This is a genomic window from Cellulomonas sp. JH27-2 (genome assembly GCF_014837175.1).
GTDB lineage: Bacteria > Actinomycetota > Actinomycetes > Actinomycetales > Cellulomonadaceae > Cellulomonas.
The window spans coordinates 171,394-186,419 of record NZ_JACYFR010000002.1 but is presented as its reverse complement, the minus strand read 5'-3'; the positions used below and the strand labels follow the sequence as shown (position 1 = coordinate 186,419).

The 15,026-nt window shown below is 72.0% G+C and carries 16 protein-coding genes; 7 read left to right on the top strand and 9 right to left on the bottom strand.

Translation table 11 applies throughout. The features are described from left to right. Positions 1-6 precede the first annotated feature (6 nt). From IC607_RS05765 to IC607_RS05755, 3 genes are all read left to right on the top strand, one after another. Positions 7-1,059, top strand: coding sequence for a LacI family DNA-binding transcriptional regulator (locus tag IC607_RS05765; protein ID WP_370526037.1), 1,053 nt, complete (start codon positions 7-9; stop codon positions 1,057-1,059). 43 nt (positions 1,060-1,102) lie between these two features. Beyond that, on the top strand, positions 1,103-2,794 hold the full coding sequence (locus tag IC607_RS05760; RefSeq protein WP_191786050.1) for a glycoside hydrolase family 13 protein: 1,692 nt from the start codon (positions 1,103-1,105) through the stop codon (positions 2,792-2,794). Between the two features lie 276 nt (positions 2,795-3,070). Beyond that, positions 3,071-3,697, top strand: a complete 627-nt coding sequence (locus tag IC607_RS05755) for a PfkB family carbohydrate kinase (protein ID WP_225224560.1) — start codon at positions 3,071-3,073, stop codon at positions 3,695-3,697. Positions 3,698-3,712: 15 nt separating this feature from the next. On the opposite strand, the gene IC607_RS05750 is transcribed toward IC607_RS05755, so the two are convergent. Continuing rightward, entirely contained in the window at positions 3,713-4,123 is a 411-nt protein-coding gene (locus tag IC607_RS05750; protein ID WP_191786049.1) for a hypothetical protein, read from the bottom strand. A gap of 174 nt (positions 4,124-4,297) precedes the next feature. Beyond that, positions 4,298-5,443 carry a tRNA dihydrouridine synthase DusB gene (gene dusB, locus IC607_RS05745; protein WP_370526036.1) on the bottom strand — a complete coding sequence of 382 codons (1,146 nt, stop codon included), beginning with the start codon at positions 5,441-5,443 and terminating at the stop codon, positions 4,298-4,300. A 108-nt stretch (positions 5,444-5,551) separates the two neighbouring features. Between dusB and IC607_RS05740 the strand changes: the two genes are divergently transcribed. Beyond that, complete coding sequence (locus IC607_RS05740; RefSeq protein WP_191786047.1) at positions 5,552-5,722, top strand: hypothetical protein; 171 nt, start codon at positions 5,552-5,554, stop codon at positions 5,720-5,722. Here IC607_RS05740 and IC607_RS05735 read toward each other — a convergent pair. The 4 genes from IC607_RS05735 to IC607_RS05720 form a co-directional block, all read right to left on the bottom strand. After that, complete coding sequence (locus IC607_RS05735; protein WP_191786046.1) at positions 5,719-6,333, bottom strand: response regulator transcription factor; 615 nt, start codon at positions 6,331-6,333, stop codon at positions 5,719-5,721. The two genes, IC607_RS05740 and IC607_RS05735, sit on opposite strands and share 4 nt — an antisense overlap. After that, entirely contained in the window at positions 6,330-7,547 is a 1,218-nt protein-coding gene (locus tag IC607_RS17800; protein ID WP_191786045.1) for a sensor histidine kinase, read from the bottom strand. The genes IC607_RS05735 and IC607_RS17800 overlap by 4 nt, the downstream gene beginning before the upstream one ends. A 77-nt stretch (positions 7,548-7,624) precedes the next feature. After that, positions 7,625-8,401, bottom strand: coding sequence for an ABC transporter permease (locus IC607_RS05725; RefSeq protein ID WP_191786044.1), 777 nt, complete (start codon positions 8,399-8,401; stop codon positions 7,625-7,627). Then, positions 8,398-9,369: an ABC transporter ATP-binding protein gene (locus IC607_RS05720; RefSeq protein ID WP_191786043.1), complete on the bottom strand. Its 972-nt coding sequence runs from the start codon at positions 9,367-9,369 to the stop codon at positions 8,398-8,400. Before IC607_RS05720 ends, IC607_RS05725 begins: the two co-directional genes overlap by 4 nt. A gap of 119 nt (positions 9,370-9,488) precedes the next feature. Between IC607_RS05720 and IC607_RS05715 the strand changes: the two genes are divergently transcribed. Together IC607_RS05715 and IC607_RS05710 are read left to right on the top strand one after the other, a co-directional pair. Continuing rightward, the gene (locus IC607_RS05715; RefSeq protein ID WP_191786042.1) at positions 9,489-10,082 is read left to right on the top strand and encodes a SigE family RNA polymerase sigma factor; all 594 of its coding nucleotides are present in this window, start codon (positions 9,489-9,491) and stop codon (positions 10,080-10,082) included. Further along, positions 10,079-11,137 carry a hypothetical protein gene (locus tag IC607_RS05710; RefSeq protein ID WP_191786041.1) on the top strand — a complete coding sequence of 353 codons (1,059 nt, stop codon included), beginning with the start codon at positions 10,079-10,081 and terminating at the stop codon, positions 11,135-11,137. The genes IC607_RS05715 and IC607_RS05710 overlap by 4 nt, the downstream gene beginning before the upstream one ends. Before the next feature lie 74 nt (positions 11,138-11,211). Here IC607_RS05710 and IC607_RS05705 read toward each other — a convergent pair whose 3' ends face one another. Then, on the bottom strand, positions 11,212-12,597 hold the full coding sequence (locus IC607_RS05705) for a glycine--tRNA ligase (RefSeq protein ID WP_191786040.1): 1,386 nt from the start codon (positions 12,595-12,597) through the stop codon (positions 11,212-11,214). A gap of 113 nt (positions 12,598-12,710) precedes the next feature. Here IC607_RS05705 and IC607_RS05700 point away from each other — a divergent pair, with 113 nt between their 5' ends. Further along, on the top strand, positions 12,711-13,379 hold the full coding sequence (locus IC607_RS05700; protein WP_191786039.1) for a hypothetical protein: 669 nt from the start codon (positions 12,711-12,713) through the stop codon (positions 13,377-13,379). Between the two features lie 36 nt (positions 13,380-13,415). Here the strand turns inward: IC607_RS05700 and IC607_RS05695 are convergent, their stop codons facing one another. After that, positions 13,416-14,192 carry an isoprenyl transferase gene (locus IC607_RS05695; protein ID WP_191786038.1) on the bottom strand — a complete coding sequence of 259 codons (777 nt, stop codon included), beginning with the start codon at positions 14,190-14,192 and terminating at the stop codon, positions 13,416-13,418. A gap of 24 nt (positions 14,193-14,216) precedes the next feature. Continuing rightward, positions 14,217-14,948: a DNA repair protein RecO gene (gene recO, locus IC607_RS05690; RefSeq protein WP_191786037.1), complete on the bottom strand. Its 732-nt coding sequence runs from the start codon at positions 14,946-14,948 to the stop codon at positions 14,217-14,219. Positions 14,949-15,026: the final 78 nt, after the last annotated feature.

Below are 15,026 nucleotides of genomic sequence, written 5' to 3'. Positions count from 1 at the left end.
CCCCCCGTGCGCACCCGACTGACGGACCTGGCCGAACAGGCCGGCGTCAGCACCGCCACGGTCTCCCGCGTGCTCAACGGCAAGCACGGCGTCTCCACCCAGGCCCGCCAGGCCGTGCTCGCGGCGCTCGACGTGCTCGGCTACGAGCGCCCCGAGAAGCTGCGCACGCGCTCGGCAGGCCTCGTCGGCCTGGTCGTCCCGGAGCTGTCCAACCCGGTGTTCCCCGCGTTCGCGCAGGTCATCGAGTCGATGCTGACCGAGCGCGGATTCACTCCCCTGCTGTGCACGCAGTCGCCCGGCGGCACCACCGAGGACCAGTACGTCGAGATGCTCCTGGAGCACGGCGTCGCCGGGATCGTCTTCGTGTCCGGGTTGCACGCCGACACGTCGGCGTCCAAGGACCGCTACCACCGCCTGCGCGCGCTCGGCATGCCGTTCGTGCTGGTCAACGGCTTCGCCGAGGGGGTCGACGCGCCCAGCGTGTCGACCGACGACGCCGCCGCGCTGGACCAGTCGTTCCGGCACCTGATCTCGCTCGGTCACCGCCGGATCGGCCTCGCCATCGGGCCCGAGCGGTTCATCCCCGCCGCCCGCAAGCGCAGCGAGTTCGCCGCCAACCTCGAGCGGCACCTCGGGATCACCGACCCGTCGCCCCACGTCTACTCGACGCTGTTCACGGTCGAGGGTGGCCAGGCCGCAGCGCTCGAGCTGATCGCCTCGGGCCACACCGCCATCATCTGCGGCTCGGACCTCATGGCCCTGGGCGCCATCCGCGGCGCCCGCGCGCAGGGGCTGTCCGTCCCCGGCGACGTCTCGGTGGTCGGGTTCGACGACTCCAAGCTGATCGCCTTCACCGACCCGCCGCTGACCACCGTGCGCCAGCCCGTGCTGGCGATGGGCCACGCCGCGGTCTCCGCCCTGGTCGCGGAGATCAACGGCACGCCGGCCTCACGCATCGAGCTGAAGTTCCACCCCGAGCTCGTCGTGCGCGGTTCCACCGGCGCCGTCCCCGGCCTCGAGGCCGCGCTCAGCGCGGTCGCGGAGCCCGCAGCACACTGACCCGCACCCTCGCCCGTCCCGCGTTCCACCTGAAAGGCCTTCTGTGACCTCGCTCGACATCCGCCCCGCCGTCCACGCCCCGTCCGCGCCGGACGCCGAGTGGTGGCGGCACGCCGTCATCTACCAGGTGTACCCGCGCTCGTTCGCGGACGCGTCGGGCGACGGCATCGGCGACCTGGCCGGCATCACGGCCCGCCTCCCCCACCTCGTCGAGCTCGGGGTCGACGCGGTCTGGCTCTCGCCGTTCTACCTCTCCCCGCAGGCCGACGCGGGCTACGACGTGGCCGACTACCGCCAGGTGGACCCGCTGTTCGGGACGCTCGACGACTTCGACGCGATGCTGACGCGCGCGCACGACCTGGGCCTGCGCGTGATCGTCGACCTGGTGCCCAACCACACGTCCGACGAGCACGTCTGGTTCCAGGCCGCGCTCGAGGCCGGCATCGGTTCGGCCGAGCGCGACCGCTACCTGTTCCGCGAGGGGCGCGGCGAGAGCGGCGAGCTGCCCCCCAACAACTGGGAGTCGATCTTCGGCGGCCCGGCATGGACGCGCCTGGCCGACGGCCAGTGGTACCTGCACCTGTTCGACTCGCGCCAGCCGGACCTCAACTGGGAGCACCCGGAGGTCCGGGCGGAGTTCGAGGACGTGCTGCGGTTCTGGCTGGACCGCGGTGTCGACGGCTTCCGCGTGGACGTGGCGCACGGCATGGTCAAGGAGCCCGGGCTGCCCGACTGGGACGGGCACGTCTCCATGATCGAGGGCACCGACGACGAGGACGTCGCGAACGGGTCCGGCAACCACGGCCCCATGTTCGACCAGGACGGCGTCCACGAGATCTACCGCGCCTGGCACCGCGTGCTGGCCGACTACGCGGGTGACCGCGCCCTGGTCGCGGAGGCCTGGGTCGAGCCGCTGTCCCGCCTGGCCCGCTACGTGCGGCCCGACGAGATGCAGCAGGCCTTCAACTTCGCGTTCCTGGCCACGCGCTGGGACGCGCCCGCGCTGCGCTCGGTCATCGAGGCGTCCTACGCGACGGCCGACTCCGTCGGTGCGCCGACCACCTGGGTGCTGTCCAACCACGACGTGGTCCGCCACGCCTCCCGGCTCGGACTGGCCGACGCGGGCTCACGCCCCAACGGCATCGGCGTCGGTGACGAGCAGCCCGACGAGGCGCTCGGCCTGCGCCGCGCCCGGGGCGCCACGCTCCTGATGCTCGGCCTGCCCGGCTCCGCCTACCTCTACCAGGGCGAGGAGCTGGGCCTGCCCGATCACACGGCCCTGCCCGACGAGCTGCGCCAGGACCCCGCCTTCTTCCGCACGGGCGGCGTCGAGCGCGGCCGCGACGGCTGCCGCGTCCCGCTGCCGTGGTCGTCCGACGAGCCCGGCCTCGGGTTCTCCCCGACGGGCCTGACCTGGCTCCCGCAGCCGTCGTCGTGGGCCGCCTACGCGCTCGACGCCCAGCGTGGTGTCGCGGGCTCGACGTACGAGATCTATCGCTCCACGCTCGGGCTGCGCCGCTCGCACGAGCTGGGCACCGGCGGCCTGGAGTGGGCCGACGGCTACGGCGACGACGTCATCGCGTTCACCAACCGCGACGTGCTCGTCGTCGCCAACCTGGGCGCGACGCCCGTCCCGCTCCCGGTCGGCGCCACCGTGCTGGCGTCGTCGGTCGAGGTCACGGGCCACGAGGTCCCCGGCGACGCGACCGTGTGGCTGCAGGTCCAGACCGCCTGAGCACGGGCACACGAGCGATGCAGGTCCTGGTCAACGGTGCGGCCGCGTGGAACACGCTCGTCCACGTGGCCGCGCTGCCCGAGCCGCGCTCGCAGATGCTGATGGCGTCTCGCCATCACGACGGGCTCGGCGGCACCTCCGCCGGCAAGGCGGTCACGCTGGCCGCGCTGGGTGTCGACGTCACGTTGTCGACCGTCCTGGGCGACGACGAGGAGGCTGCCAAGGTGCGCGAGGCGCTGCGCCACGACCTCCTACGGCTCGTTGCCCAACCGACGCATGCAGGCCGCACCGAGCGCCACGTCAACCTCATGGCCGACGACGGTTCGCGCGTCTCGATCTACCTCGAGCTGCCGTCGGGACCACCTGGTCCGCCGGCCGACGTGCTCGCGGCGCTCGACGCCGCTGACGTCGCCGTCCTCGACCTGGCCGACTCGTCCGTGCCTCTGCTGGCGGCAGCGCGCGAGCGCGGAGTCCCGGTGTGGTGCGACGTGCACGACGACGACGGCATCGGCGCCTACGCCCGCCCGTTCGCGGAGGCGGCGGACGTGCTGCTGGTCAGCGCTGACCGTCTGGCCGACCCGCGCGCGTACCTGCGGGCCCGAGTGGACGCCGGATCCACGCTCGTGGTCTGCAGCGACGGGGCTCGCGGCGCGATCGCGCTGGACCGACGGCTGGTGGGAGGTCGGCGCGGCGCCGGTGACCGACGTCGTCGACACCAACGGCGCCGGCGACGCGTTCCTCGCCGGGCTGCTCGCCAGCCAGGGCCTAGGCACGGCCGAGCGCCTCGCGTGGGCCTCGGCCGCCGGGGCGATGGCGGTCACGGCGAGTGAGCTCGGCGCACCGCACGCGACGCGAGCGGCGGTCGCAGCACTGGCGCGCTCTGTGCGAGTCTGCCGGGTCTGACCGACCGAAACTGCGTCAGCCCTGCGACGTCGCCGACCCCACCCGACCGTTGCCGCGCACCTCGATGCGCGCGCCCGCGGCGGCGAGGTCGACGCTCCATCGGTCCAGCTCGTCGGGCGCCAGAGCCAGGGCGAGGACGAGCGGCTCCTCGGTGCGTGTCGCGTCGCGCGCGCTGCGGAAGCACACGCCACGGTCCCTGAGCACCTTCACGACCTGGATGATGCGATCGCCCGGGTCGAGCAGAACGATCGACAGACCGCTCGGATTCGCGCCGACGAACGGCAGTTCGCTCCCGCGCAGCTCCGACGGCCCCTCCAGAATGCGGCGGGCGATCCAGCTCGCGCCCGAGCACACCACCGCCATCACGACCGCGCCGAGGAACTCGTGGTCGCCGACGGGCGTCCAGCTGAACAGTGCCACGCCCACCGGTACGGCGATGAGAAGCGCCAGGCCGAATCCCTGCCACGTCGTGCGGCGAGACCTCACAGCGACCCTCCCGTGAAGCGCCGGCAGCCTGGCGACGCGACCCCATCGTGGAGGCGCAACGACCACGTACGCAACGGGCAGGCTGGACGTCACCCGTCCGGCTGACGCCGCTGGTCAGCCGCCCGAGACGCTGAGCTCGGCCTCGTGCAGCTCGCGGGCGAACTCGTCGGACAGCTCACGCGAGTCGAGCCAGCCGTACGGCAGGATCGGACGCTTGGGCGAGCCGGCGCGGCCGCGCTGGCCCTCGGCGGCCTCGCCCGGGTAGCCCTGGGTCAGATCGAGGGCGGCGAGGCGGTCGTCGAGCTCGGCCATCGTCGAGACCAGGCCGAGCGCCGCGCGCGTCTCCCCGCCCACGACGTAGCCCTTGAAGTACCACGCCATGTGCTTGCGCATCTCGCGCAGGGCCTTCGACTCGTCCCCGAAGTGCTCGACCATCAGCTCGGCGTGCCGGCGCACGACGGTCGCGACGTACGCCAGGCCGGGCCGGATGCGCTCGTCGGACCCGGCGAACGCCGCCGCGAGGTCGGCGAAGAGCCACGGCCGACCCTGGCAGCCGCGCCCGACGACGACGCCGTCGCACCCGGTCTGCTCGACCATGGCCAGCGCGTCCTCGGCGGACCAGATGTCGCCGTTGCCGAGCACGGGGATGTCGGTGACAGTCTCCTTGAGGCGCGCGATCGACTCCCAGTCGGCGGTGCCGGAGTAGTAGTCGGCGGCGGTGCGGGCGTGCAGCGCGACGGCCGCGACACCCACCTCCTGCGCGATGAGCCCGGCCTCGAGGTAGGTCAGGTGGTCCTCGTCGATCCCCTTGCGCATCTTGACCGTGACCGGCACCCCGTAGGGCGCGGCGGCGTCGACGGCCGACGTGACGATCGCGCGGAACAGGTCCCGCTTCCACGGCAGCACCGCTCCCCCGCCACGGCGCGTCACCTTGGGGACAGGGCAGCCGAAGTTGAGGTCGACGTGGTCGGCGCGGTCCTCGCTCGCGATGAGGCGGACGGCCGCGGCGACGGTGGCCGGATCGACGCCGTACACCTGCACGGAACGCGGCTTCTCGCCGGGCTCGTGCGAGATGATCCGCATCGACTCCTCGCCGCGCTCGACGAGCGCGCGGCTCGTCACCATCTCGGCGACGTACAGCCCCGCGCCCGACTCGCGGCACAGGCGTCGGAACGCGGCGTTGGTGACCCCCGCCATCGGCGCCAGCACCACCGGCGTGTCGATCGTCAGGGGCCCGATCTTCAGCGGAGGGGCGATCATGGCGCCCATTCTCCCACCCTTGGCGACGGCCCCTCACCCGCTCTCGCCGTGCGGGGTCGTGCGATGCCTGCCAAGGTTGCGCCGGAACGTCTACGAAAGGAAGTCCCCGTGGCCCTCTGGCTCGTCCTCATCATCGCCGGTCTCGTCCTGCTGGTCCTCGGCCTGGCCGGGCTCGGGCCCTTCTTCATCTACGTGGGGCTCATCGTCGCCGTCATCGGGGTCGTGCTGGTCGTCGTCGGGCGTGGCAACCGCAACGTGGGCGGCGGCCGCAGGCTCTAGAGCAACCAGCCGTTCTCCTGCGCGATCCGGGCCGCCTCGGCCCGGGTCCGCCCACCGGTCTTGCCCATCGCGGCGGACAGGTAGTTGCGCACCGTCCCCTCGGACAGGAACGTGTCGCGGGCGATGTCGGCGACGGTCCCGCCCGTGGCGGCCGCGGCCAGCACGTCCCGCTCCCGGTCGGTCAACGGGCTCGTGCCCGTGGCCAGCGACTCCACGGCCAGGTCGGGGTCCACGACCCGCAGGCCCCGGTGCACGCGACGCACCGCGTCGGCGAGCTGCTCCGCGGGAGTGTCCTTGACGACGAACCCGCTGGCCCCCGCGTCCAGAGCGCGGCGCAGGTAGCCCGGTCGGCCGAAGGTCGTGACGATCAGCGAGCGGCACGACGGCATTGCGCGGTGGAGCTCTGCCGCGACGGTGATCCCGTCCAGCCCAGGCATCTCGACGTCGAGCAGGGCGACGTCGACGGCGTTGTCACGGGCGGCGGCCAGCACCTCGTCGCCGCGCCCCACCTGTGCGACGACCTGCAGGTCAGACTCCAGGTCCAGCAGCGCGGCGAGTGCGCCGCGGACGAGAGCCTGGTCGTCGGCGAGCAGCAGGCGGATGGTCGTCATGCGGTGCGCTCCTTGCTGTCCCGGGCGTCGTCCCGGGTGGTGACGAGCAGGCGATACCCGCCGAGGGGGCTCGTGGACACCTCGACGCGCGCGCCGGCTGCGCGGGCTCGCTCGACGAGGCCGTGCAGGCCGTTGCCGCGCTCGTCGTCGGCCGGGCCGGTGCCGTCGTCGTCGACCGTCAGCGCGTCCGGGCCCATCGTGATCTGGACGGACGTCGCGGCCGCGTGCCGCAGCACGTTCGTCGTCGCCTCGCGGATGGCCCAGGCGAACAGCACGCGCAGCTCCTCGGGCACCTCGTCGATCGTGCCCGGGACCTGCGCGGCGATGGCCGCCGAGTCGAAGGCCTGCCGGGCCCCGGCCAGCTCGCCCGCGAGCGTCACGGCGCGGGTCGCGGTGACCATCCCCCGCACGTCCGCGAGCGCGGTGCGCGCCAGGTTCTGGACCTCGAGCATCTCCTGGCGCGAGCGGTCGGGGTCGACGTCGTGCAGCTTGGCCGCGAGCTCGGCCTTGACCGAGATGACGGTCAGGGAGTGGCCCAGGACGTCGTGGATGTCGCGCGCGATGCGTTCGCGCTCCCGCTCGACGGCCAGCACCGCGACCTCGTCGCGCGCGAGCTGGAGCTGTCGGTTGCGCATGACGAGCTGGGTGAACCCGAACACCGCCACCGTCGCCAGGATCACGGAGATCAGCAGGTCGTCGATCGTCTCCCACCCGGGGACGAGCCGCGGGACGACGAGGATCAGGAGGCACGCCCACAGCGCGAGCCCGAGCGAGCGCGGGTCGCGGAGCAGGAAGACACCCGTCACGCACACGAAGACGAGGCCGACCAGGCCGTCCTGCTTCGCGCCCAGGCACGACACGGCCACCAAGGCCGTCTGCCCGACGAGGAAGAGCGCGGCGTGGCGGTTCGACATCCGCTCCCCGTGGGGACCCGCCCGGGTGAACACGACCCAGGCGAACGACAGGCCGAGCGCCAGCACGGCCGCCAGGGACACGATCCGCTCCCAGCCCGGCACGCTGTCCCACGCGGCCTGCCACGGCTGCAGCAGGAACACCGCCCAGACCACCCCCATGAGCGGGCCGACGACGCGCATGACCCGTCGCACGCGCCCCGTGGGCGGCTCGCCGTCGCCGGGTCCCACCGCGTAGTAGGCCGTGTCGCCCTGGGGCCAGTTCTGCTCGAGGCGCTCGCGCCACGTCAGGTTCCGGCTCACGGGTGCCACGCTAGCGTCCGCGCACGCCGACGACCCGGCACCTCGCTCGGCACCGGGTCGTCCCGTCTTCGTACTGGTCACACGCGTGCCGTGTCCCGGCGGAACCGCCACGCGGCGCCGGCCACGAACACCGCGCCCCAGGCGATCACGTTGACGAACGCCCACATGCTCACCCCGTCGTCCGTGACGGGCGCCCGGACGATCTGGGCCAGCCCGTAGGTGGGAACGAACTTCGCGATCGTGGCGAAGACGCCGTCGCCGAGCGGCATGAACAGGCCGCCCGCGAACGACAGGAGCGCCAGCACCGGACCCAGGATCTGCATGACGTTCTCGGCGGGCAGCAGATAGCCCATGAACAGACCGAAGGCCGCGAAGACCGACGAGCCCACCCACGCCAGCACGAGCGACTCGGTGATGCGCGCCATGTCGCCGTCCGCACCCGCCGGGATGCCGACGGCGGCCGTGACGACGACCGCCCCGAGACCGAGCACCATGGCACTGATGACCTTGGTCGCGACGTACGTCACGGGGCTCAGCGGGGTCAGGCGCAGCTGGCGCGTCCAGCCCTGGGCCCGTTCGATGGAGACGCTCGCGCCGCCGCTCGTCGTCGCCAGGATGGCGCCGTACAGGGCCATGGAGATCATGATCCAGGCGGTGACGTTGGCGTGGCCCACCGAGTCGGTCTTGTAGCTGTCGACCGTGCCGAACAGCAGGAAGAACACCGGCGGCATGACCAGCGTGAAGATGACGGTGCGGCGGTTGCGCAGCAGGCGGCGCAGCTCGACCTTGAGGTAGGTGAGGTTCAGCCCGCGCCGCGGCCGGGCCGCGGTGATCGGGACGGCGACGGCGCTCATGCTCGGCTCTTCTCGGTGGTCGTGGTGGTCGTGGTGGCCGTCGCTGTGTCGGAACGGTCGGTGGTGAGGGCGATGAACGCGTCCTCGAGCCCGCGGGCGGCGATCTCGAGGTCGGTCGCGTCCGTGGCCGTCAGCAGGTGGCGTGCCACCGCGTCGGAGTCGGTGGTGCGCACGATGAGACGTTCGCGGCGGACCTCGACGTCCAGCACGCCGGGCAGCGCCCGCAGTGCGGCCTCGTCGATCGGCTCGTCGAAGGACGCCGACACGACGCGACCGCTCGTCAGGTTCTTGACCTGGGCGGCGGACCCGTCGGCGACGATCCTGCCGTGGCTCACCATGACGATGCGGTCCGCGTACGCGTCCGCCTCCTCCAGGTAGTGGGTCGCGAACAGGATCGTGCGCCCGCGCGCGGCGTCGGCCCGCAGGGCGTTCCAGAAGTCCCGTCGACCCTCGACGTCCATGCCCGTGGTCGGCTCGTCCAGGACGATCAGGTCCGGGTCGGGCAGCAGGGCCAGCGCGAAGCGCAGCCGCTGCTGCTGGCCGCCCGAGCACTTGCCGACGCGACGGTCCGCGATGTCCGCGATCCCGGCGCGCTGCAGGACCTCGGACGCAGGGCGAGCCCCCGCGAAGAACGACGCCGTGAGCTCGACGGTCTCGCGGACCGTCAGATCCTTGAGCAGGCCGCCGCTCTGCATCACGGCCGAGACGCGGCCCGCGGCGATCGCGGCGCCGGGCTCCAGCCCGAGCACGCTCACCGTCCCCTCGTCGGGGTCGGCCAGGCCCAGCAGCATGTCGATCGTCGTCGTCTTGCCGGCCCCGTTGGGACCGAGGAAGGCGACGACCTCGCCGGGACGGACGGCCAGGTCGAGGCCGGCGACGGCACGCACGGTGCCGAAGGACTTGCGCAGTCCGCGCAGGTCGAGCGCGAGGGTCCCCGTCGGCGACGGGTCCAGCAGGTCTGTGGTCATGTCTCGATCCTGACGGCACGACGAACGGCGCTCCCCCGTCGCCCGTCATCGGTCCGACATGACGGATGTCATGACTCAACCTTCTGTGGCGGTCGTGCGTCTTCTACGGTGTGACCACGATGCCGAACTTCCTCGTGCACGACGCCGTGCACGGACCAGCCCGCGGGCCCGACGAGACGATCGACGTCGTCGTCGGCCGCTCCGACCGGACCTCCAGGGCGCAGCGCGACGAGCAGTTCACCGCGTTCATGGCCGCCCACCAGGACCACCTGCTGCACACCGCGTGGCTGCTCACCGGTGACGCGCACCGGGCCGAGGAGCTGGTCCAGCAGGCGCTCGTGCGGACCTACTCGTCGTGGGACCGCGTCTCCACCGACCGGCTCGCGTACACGCGCCGCACGCTGGTCAACCTGCGGGTCGACACCTGGCGACGGCGTCGTCGGGAGGTCCTGACCTCCGAGCTGCCCGAACGGGGCGGCGACGACGCGCACGCCCCCACCGACGATCGCGACCAGCTGGTCCGCGCGCTCGCCCTGCTCAGCCCGCGCCAGCGCCGCATCGTCGTGCTGCGCCACCTCGTCGGCCTGCCCGAGGCCGAGGTCGCCGCCGAGCTCGGCGTCAGCGTCGGCACCGTCAAGTCCACCGCGTCGCGCGGCCTGCAGCGCCTGCGCGAGTCCCTCAACGAAGCCGCCGTCTCCGAGGAGTCCCGATGACCGTCGCACCCGACCTGCGCCCCGATCCCGCCCTGGCTGCCCGCGCGGCCGCCGCGCGTCCGACCATGACCCTCGACCCCGACGCGGTGCTCGGCGCCGCGCACCGGCACGCCACGCGGCGAACCGCCGGCCAGGTCGTCGCGTCCGTCGCCGCCGTCGGCGCAGTCGCCGCCGTCGTCGTGAACCTCCCGCTCGGCGGGACCGGAACGGCGTCCCCGGCATGGCGGACGTCCGGCCCGACGAGCACGAACCAACTCCCTCACACGGACTCCGTCAGCGATCTGGAGACGCTCGCGCAAGGCGTCAAGGCGGTCAGCGTCCCTGGACCTCTCGAGCCTGCGTCGGCCGCCGCCCGGGCGAAGGTCGCCGGCATCACCGACGTCCGCGACCTCGGGCTGGTGGGTCCCGGCGGGACATCGGTCCTGATGTACAGCAGGCCGGCAGCATCGGACGGTGCGGCGCGGCTGCTCGTGACCTACGCCGAAGACGGGGTGCCGATCTCTTCCGGCGCCGACGCACCTTTGTGGTCCTGGCGCGACGGCACCACCGCGAACGACGCGGTGTGGGCGGCAAGCGTCGTCGACTCGAAGCATCGCCTCGACGCAGCGCTGGTGCCTGCAAACGTGCCGAACCCGGCGGCACTCTCGTTCGTCGACACACCTGAAGGTCGGCAGTTCCAAGAGGTTCCGCTGTTCGACACCGGCAACGGCCGGCTCGCAACCGTGTTCACGACGACGGGCACGCTCACCGGCAGGGCTGGTCTCGTCTTCGTCGGGGACGACGGCACCATCGTCGAACCCCCGTGCCCCGCATCGATGCAGTGCCTCACGGTCGATGACGTGCCAGGCCTCGTCTCCCAGCTCAAGACCTATACGCCGGAGGGTCAGCGCGAGGCGGACGCACGGATGGACGCGTTGTCGAAGGCAGGCGATGCCCTCCAGACGGCGCAGGACGCCTTGAAGAAAGCACGTACGGCGGCAGAGAAGGACGCCGCACAACTCCGCGTGGACGAAGCCCAGCGTGGCCTCGACGCGCTGCCGATGCCGGGTAGCTGAGCAGTACGGGAACAGACGTCACGCCGGGCGCTCAGGGGGCGCGCCCGGCGTGACGTGCGTCAGCGGTTCGTGACTCAGCAGCCGATCAGCCGCTGCGCGAGGTAACCGGTGACCTGGTCCAGCGCGACACGCTGCTGGCTCATGTCGTCGCGGTGCCGGATGGTCACGGCCTGGTCGTCGAGCGTGTCGAAGTCGACCGTGATGCAGAACGGCGTGCCGATCTCGTCCTGGCGGCGGTAGCGGCGGCCGATGGCGCCGGCGTCGTCGAACTCGATGTTCCAGCTCTTGCGCAGCTCGGCCGCGAGGTCGCGGGCCTTGGGCGACAGGGCCTCGTTGCGGGACAGCGGCAGGACCGCGGCCTTGACCGGGGCCAGGCGCGGGTCGAGCTTGAGCACCACGCGGGTGTCGACGCCGCCCTTGGTGTTCGGGGCCTCGTCCTCGGTGTAGGACTCCACCAGGAATGCCATCAGCGAACGTGTCAGGCCGGCGGCCGGCTCGATGACGTACGGCACGTAGCGCTCGTTCTTGGCCTGGTCGAAGTACGACAGGTCCTGGCCCGAGTGCTCGGTGTGCGTCTTGAGGTCGAAGTCCGTGCGGTTGGCGATGCCCTCGAGCTCGCCCCACTCGCTGCCCTGGAAACCGAACCGATACTCGATGTCGACGGTCCGCTTGGAGTAGTGCGACAGCTTCTCGGACGGGTGCTCGTAGTGGCGCAGGTTGTCGCGCGCGATGCCCAGGTCCGTGTACCAGTCGGTGCGGGTGTCGATCCAGTACTGGTGCCAGGTCTCGTCCGTACCCGGCTCGACGAAGAACTCCATCTCCATCTGCTCGAACTCGCGCGTCCGGAAGATGAAGTTGCCGGGCGTGATCTCGTTGCGGAACGACTTGCCGATCTGGCCGATGCCGAACGGCGGCTTGCGGCGCGCGGCGGTGAGGACGTTGGCGAAGTTCACGAAGATGCCCTGCGCGGTCTCGGGCCGCAGGTAGTGCAGGCCGGACTCGTCCTCGACGGGGCCGAGGTACGTCTTGAGCATCATGTTGAAGTCGCGGGGCTCGGTCCACTGGCCGCGGGTGCCGCAGTTGGGGCACGCGATGTCCGCGAGGCCGTTTTCCGGGGCGCGCCCCTTCTTCTCCTCGAACTCCTCGAGCATGTGGTCCTCGCGGAACCGCTTGTGGCAGCTCAGGCACTCGGTCAGCGGGTCGGTGAACACACCGACGTGGCCGGAGGCGACCCAGACCTGGCGAGGCAGGATGACCGACGAGTCGAGCCCGACGATGTCCTCGCGGCTCGTCACCATCGCGCGCCACCACTGGCGCTTGATGTTCTCCTTCAGCTCGACACCCAGCGGCCCGTAGTCCCACGCCGACCGGGTACCGCCGTAGATCTCGCCGCTGGGGAAGACGAAGCCGCGCCGCTTGGCGAGGGAGACGACGGAATCCAGGCGGGACGGTGCAGCCACGATCGAACACTCTCCAGAAATGGGTGGGCCCGCTGTTGGGTGCAACGGGCGAAGGTTCGCGACCGGATGCCGCGATAGGAGCCCGCCCAGGCTACCGGCCCTAGGATCGCGGCGTGAACGATGATCCCCTCGACGCGTTCGGGCTCGGTGGCCTCTCGCTCGTCGCTGCCCTCATCGTGCTGTTCCTGTTCGCCCTAGCACGCTCGCACGCCACGTACTGGGCGGGCCGCGGTGTCGTGCGCGGCGCCCACACCGTGCACGAGACCGACCGCGGGTTCGCGTGGTGGCGCTCGATGATCACGCACCTCGAGGCGTGGACCAATACCCGCGCCGCCCAGCGCGGGCTCGACCTGGTCCGCGGCTGGGGCCCGATGGCCGTCACCGTCGCGTTCCTGATGTTCGGGCTGCAGACGGCCATCTTCGCGTCGGCCGGCCTCATCCAGATGAAGTACACCAAGTTCACGCTCGCGACGATCCCCGGCGCCGTCGTGTGGGCCGTGGTGTGGGCGACTGTCGGCGTGAGCTTCGTCTGGGGCGGTATCAAGCTGCTCGCCGCTTCGCCGATCGTGTTCACGATCGTCGTCGCGCTGATCGTCCTGGTCGTGGCGTGGTTCATCCGCCGGAGGCTGCTGAGCCGCAGCGCCGCTGCCGCGCCAGGGGCGCACGTCGACCCGGCCGGCCGGCCGGCCGACCACGTGGGACGACACGTCTCAATGGCTGACTCGAACGCTACCGAGGCTGGAAACCCCGACGCGCCCGGAGCATCGCGCTCCTCGATGTGACGTGCAGAGACGTCGTCCGGGCTGCGCCTCGCTGAGTCAGCTCGGCTTGTCGACCGCCCCGCCATAGCGCCGATCACGGCGCGCGTACTCTTCGACCGCGCGCCACAGGTGCCGGCGGTCGACGTCCGGCCAGGGTTCGTCGAGGAAGACGAGCTCGGCGTACGCGGCCTGCCAGATCATGAAGTTGGACGTGCGCTGCTCGCCCGACGAGCGCAGGAACAGGTCGACGTCCGGCAGGTCGGGCTCGTCGAGGTAGCGGGCGAACACCTTCTCGTTGATCTTGTCCGGGTTCACCTTGCCCGCAGCGACGTCCTTGGCCAGCGCCTGCGCCGCATCCGCGACCTCGGCGCGACCGCCGTAGTTCACGCACATGGTCAGCGTGCACGTCGAGTTGCCGCGCGTCTGCCGCTCCGCGGTCTCCAGCTCGTTGATCACCGACCGCCACAGGCGCGGCCGACGACCCGCCCACCGCACCCGCACGCCCCACGAGTCCATGAGGTCACGGCGGCGGCGCAGGACGTCACGGTTGAAGCCCATCAGGAAGCGGACCTCGTCGGGCGACCTCGACCAGTTCTCCGTCGAGAACGCGTACGCCGAGACGTACTCGACGCCCACCTCGATCGCGCCGGCCACGACGTCCAGCAGGGACGCCTCTCCCGCCTTGTGTCCCTCGACGCGCGGCAACCCGCGCGCGTTCGCCCAGCGGCCGTTGCCATCCATCACCACGGCGACGTGGCGCGGGACGAACTCCTTGGGGATCTGGGGCGCGACGGCGCCGGAAGGGTGCGGGTAGGGGGGGACGGGTGCAGGCACGGACTCATTGTGCCCGGCACGACGTCAGACTCGTTCGACCATGGGCAGCGAGCGCAGCTGGCGCTCCAAGTGGAACTGGCCGTACGCCGCGACCACGCCGTTCGCCTCGCCCCGGTGCCGCTCGGCGCTCGCGTCCGCGACGGACCAGTCCCCCGCCAGCAGCGCGGCCAGCAGCGCGAACGTCTCCGGAGCGGGTGACGCGGCACCGGGCGGCCGGCACCGCTGGCACACCGCACCACCCATCGCGATCGCGAACGCGTGGTGCGGGCCCGGCTCACCGCAGCGGGCGCAGTCCTCGAACGACGGTGCCCACCCGGCGATCGCCAGCGCGCGCAACAGGTACGAGTCCAGCACCAGGCCCGGGGCGTGCTCACGGGTGGACAGCGCCCGGACCGCACCGACGAGCAGCCAGTACTGCTGCACCGCGGGCTCGTGCTCGGCCTCGACCAGCCGGTCCGCCGTCTCGAGCATGACCGTGCCCGCCGTGTAGAGGGTGTAGTCCTCGCACACCGACCGCCCGTACGCGCCCAGCGTCTCGGCCTGCGTGACGATGTCGAGATTGCGGCCCGTCGAGAGCTGCAGGTCCACGTGCATGAACGGCTCGAGCCGCGACCCGAACCGCGACGTCGTCCGGCGGACGCCCTTGCCCACCGCACGCACCTTGCCGTGCGTGCGGGTCAGGAGGGTGACGATGCGGTCCGCCTCTCCCAGCTTGTGGGTGCGGAGCACGATCGCCTCGTCGCGGTAGAGGCTCACCGGCTCATTCTCCCCCGGAACACTGACACACCGAGCGCACACGCCGGACCGCCGCACCGACCGCACGGATCGCCCCTA

Bases quoted from the DNA above. Each gene is read 5' to 3' on its own strand.
- IC607_RS05755 (WP_225224560.1), top strand. From the start codon at position 3,071: ATGCAGGCCGCACCGAGCGCCACGTCAACCTCATGGCCGACGACGGTT.
- dusB (WP_370526036.1), bottom strand. From the start codon at position 5,443: ATGATCGCCCCTCCGCTGAAGATCGGGCCCCTGACGATCGACACGCCG.
- IC607_RS05735 (WP_191786046.1), bottom strand. From the start codon at position 6,333: ATGACGACCATCCGCCTGCTGCTCGCCGACGACCAGGCTCTCGTCCGC.
- IC607_RS05725 (WP_191786044.1), bottom strand. From the start codon at position 8,401: ATGAGCGCCGTCGCCGTCCCGATCACCGCGGCCCGGCCGCGGCGCGGG.
- IC607_RS05720 (WP_191786043.1), bottom strand. From the start codon at position 9,369: ATGACCACAGACCTGCTGGACCCGTCGCCGACGGGGACCCTCGCGCTC.
- IC607_RS05715 (WP_191786042.1), top strand. From the start codon at position 9,489: ATGCCGAACTTCCTCGTGCACGACGCCGTGCACGGACCAGCCCGCGGG.
- IC607_RS05710 (WP_191786041.1), top strand. From the start codon at position 10,079: ATGACCGTCGCACCCGACCTGCGCCCCGATCCCGCCCTGGCTGCCCGC.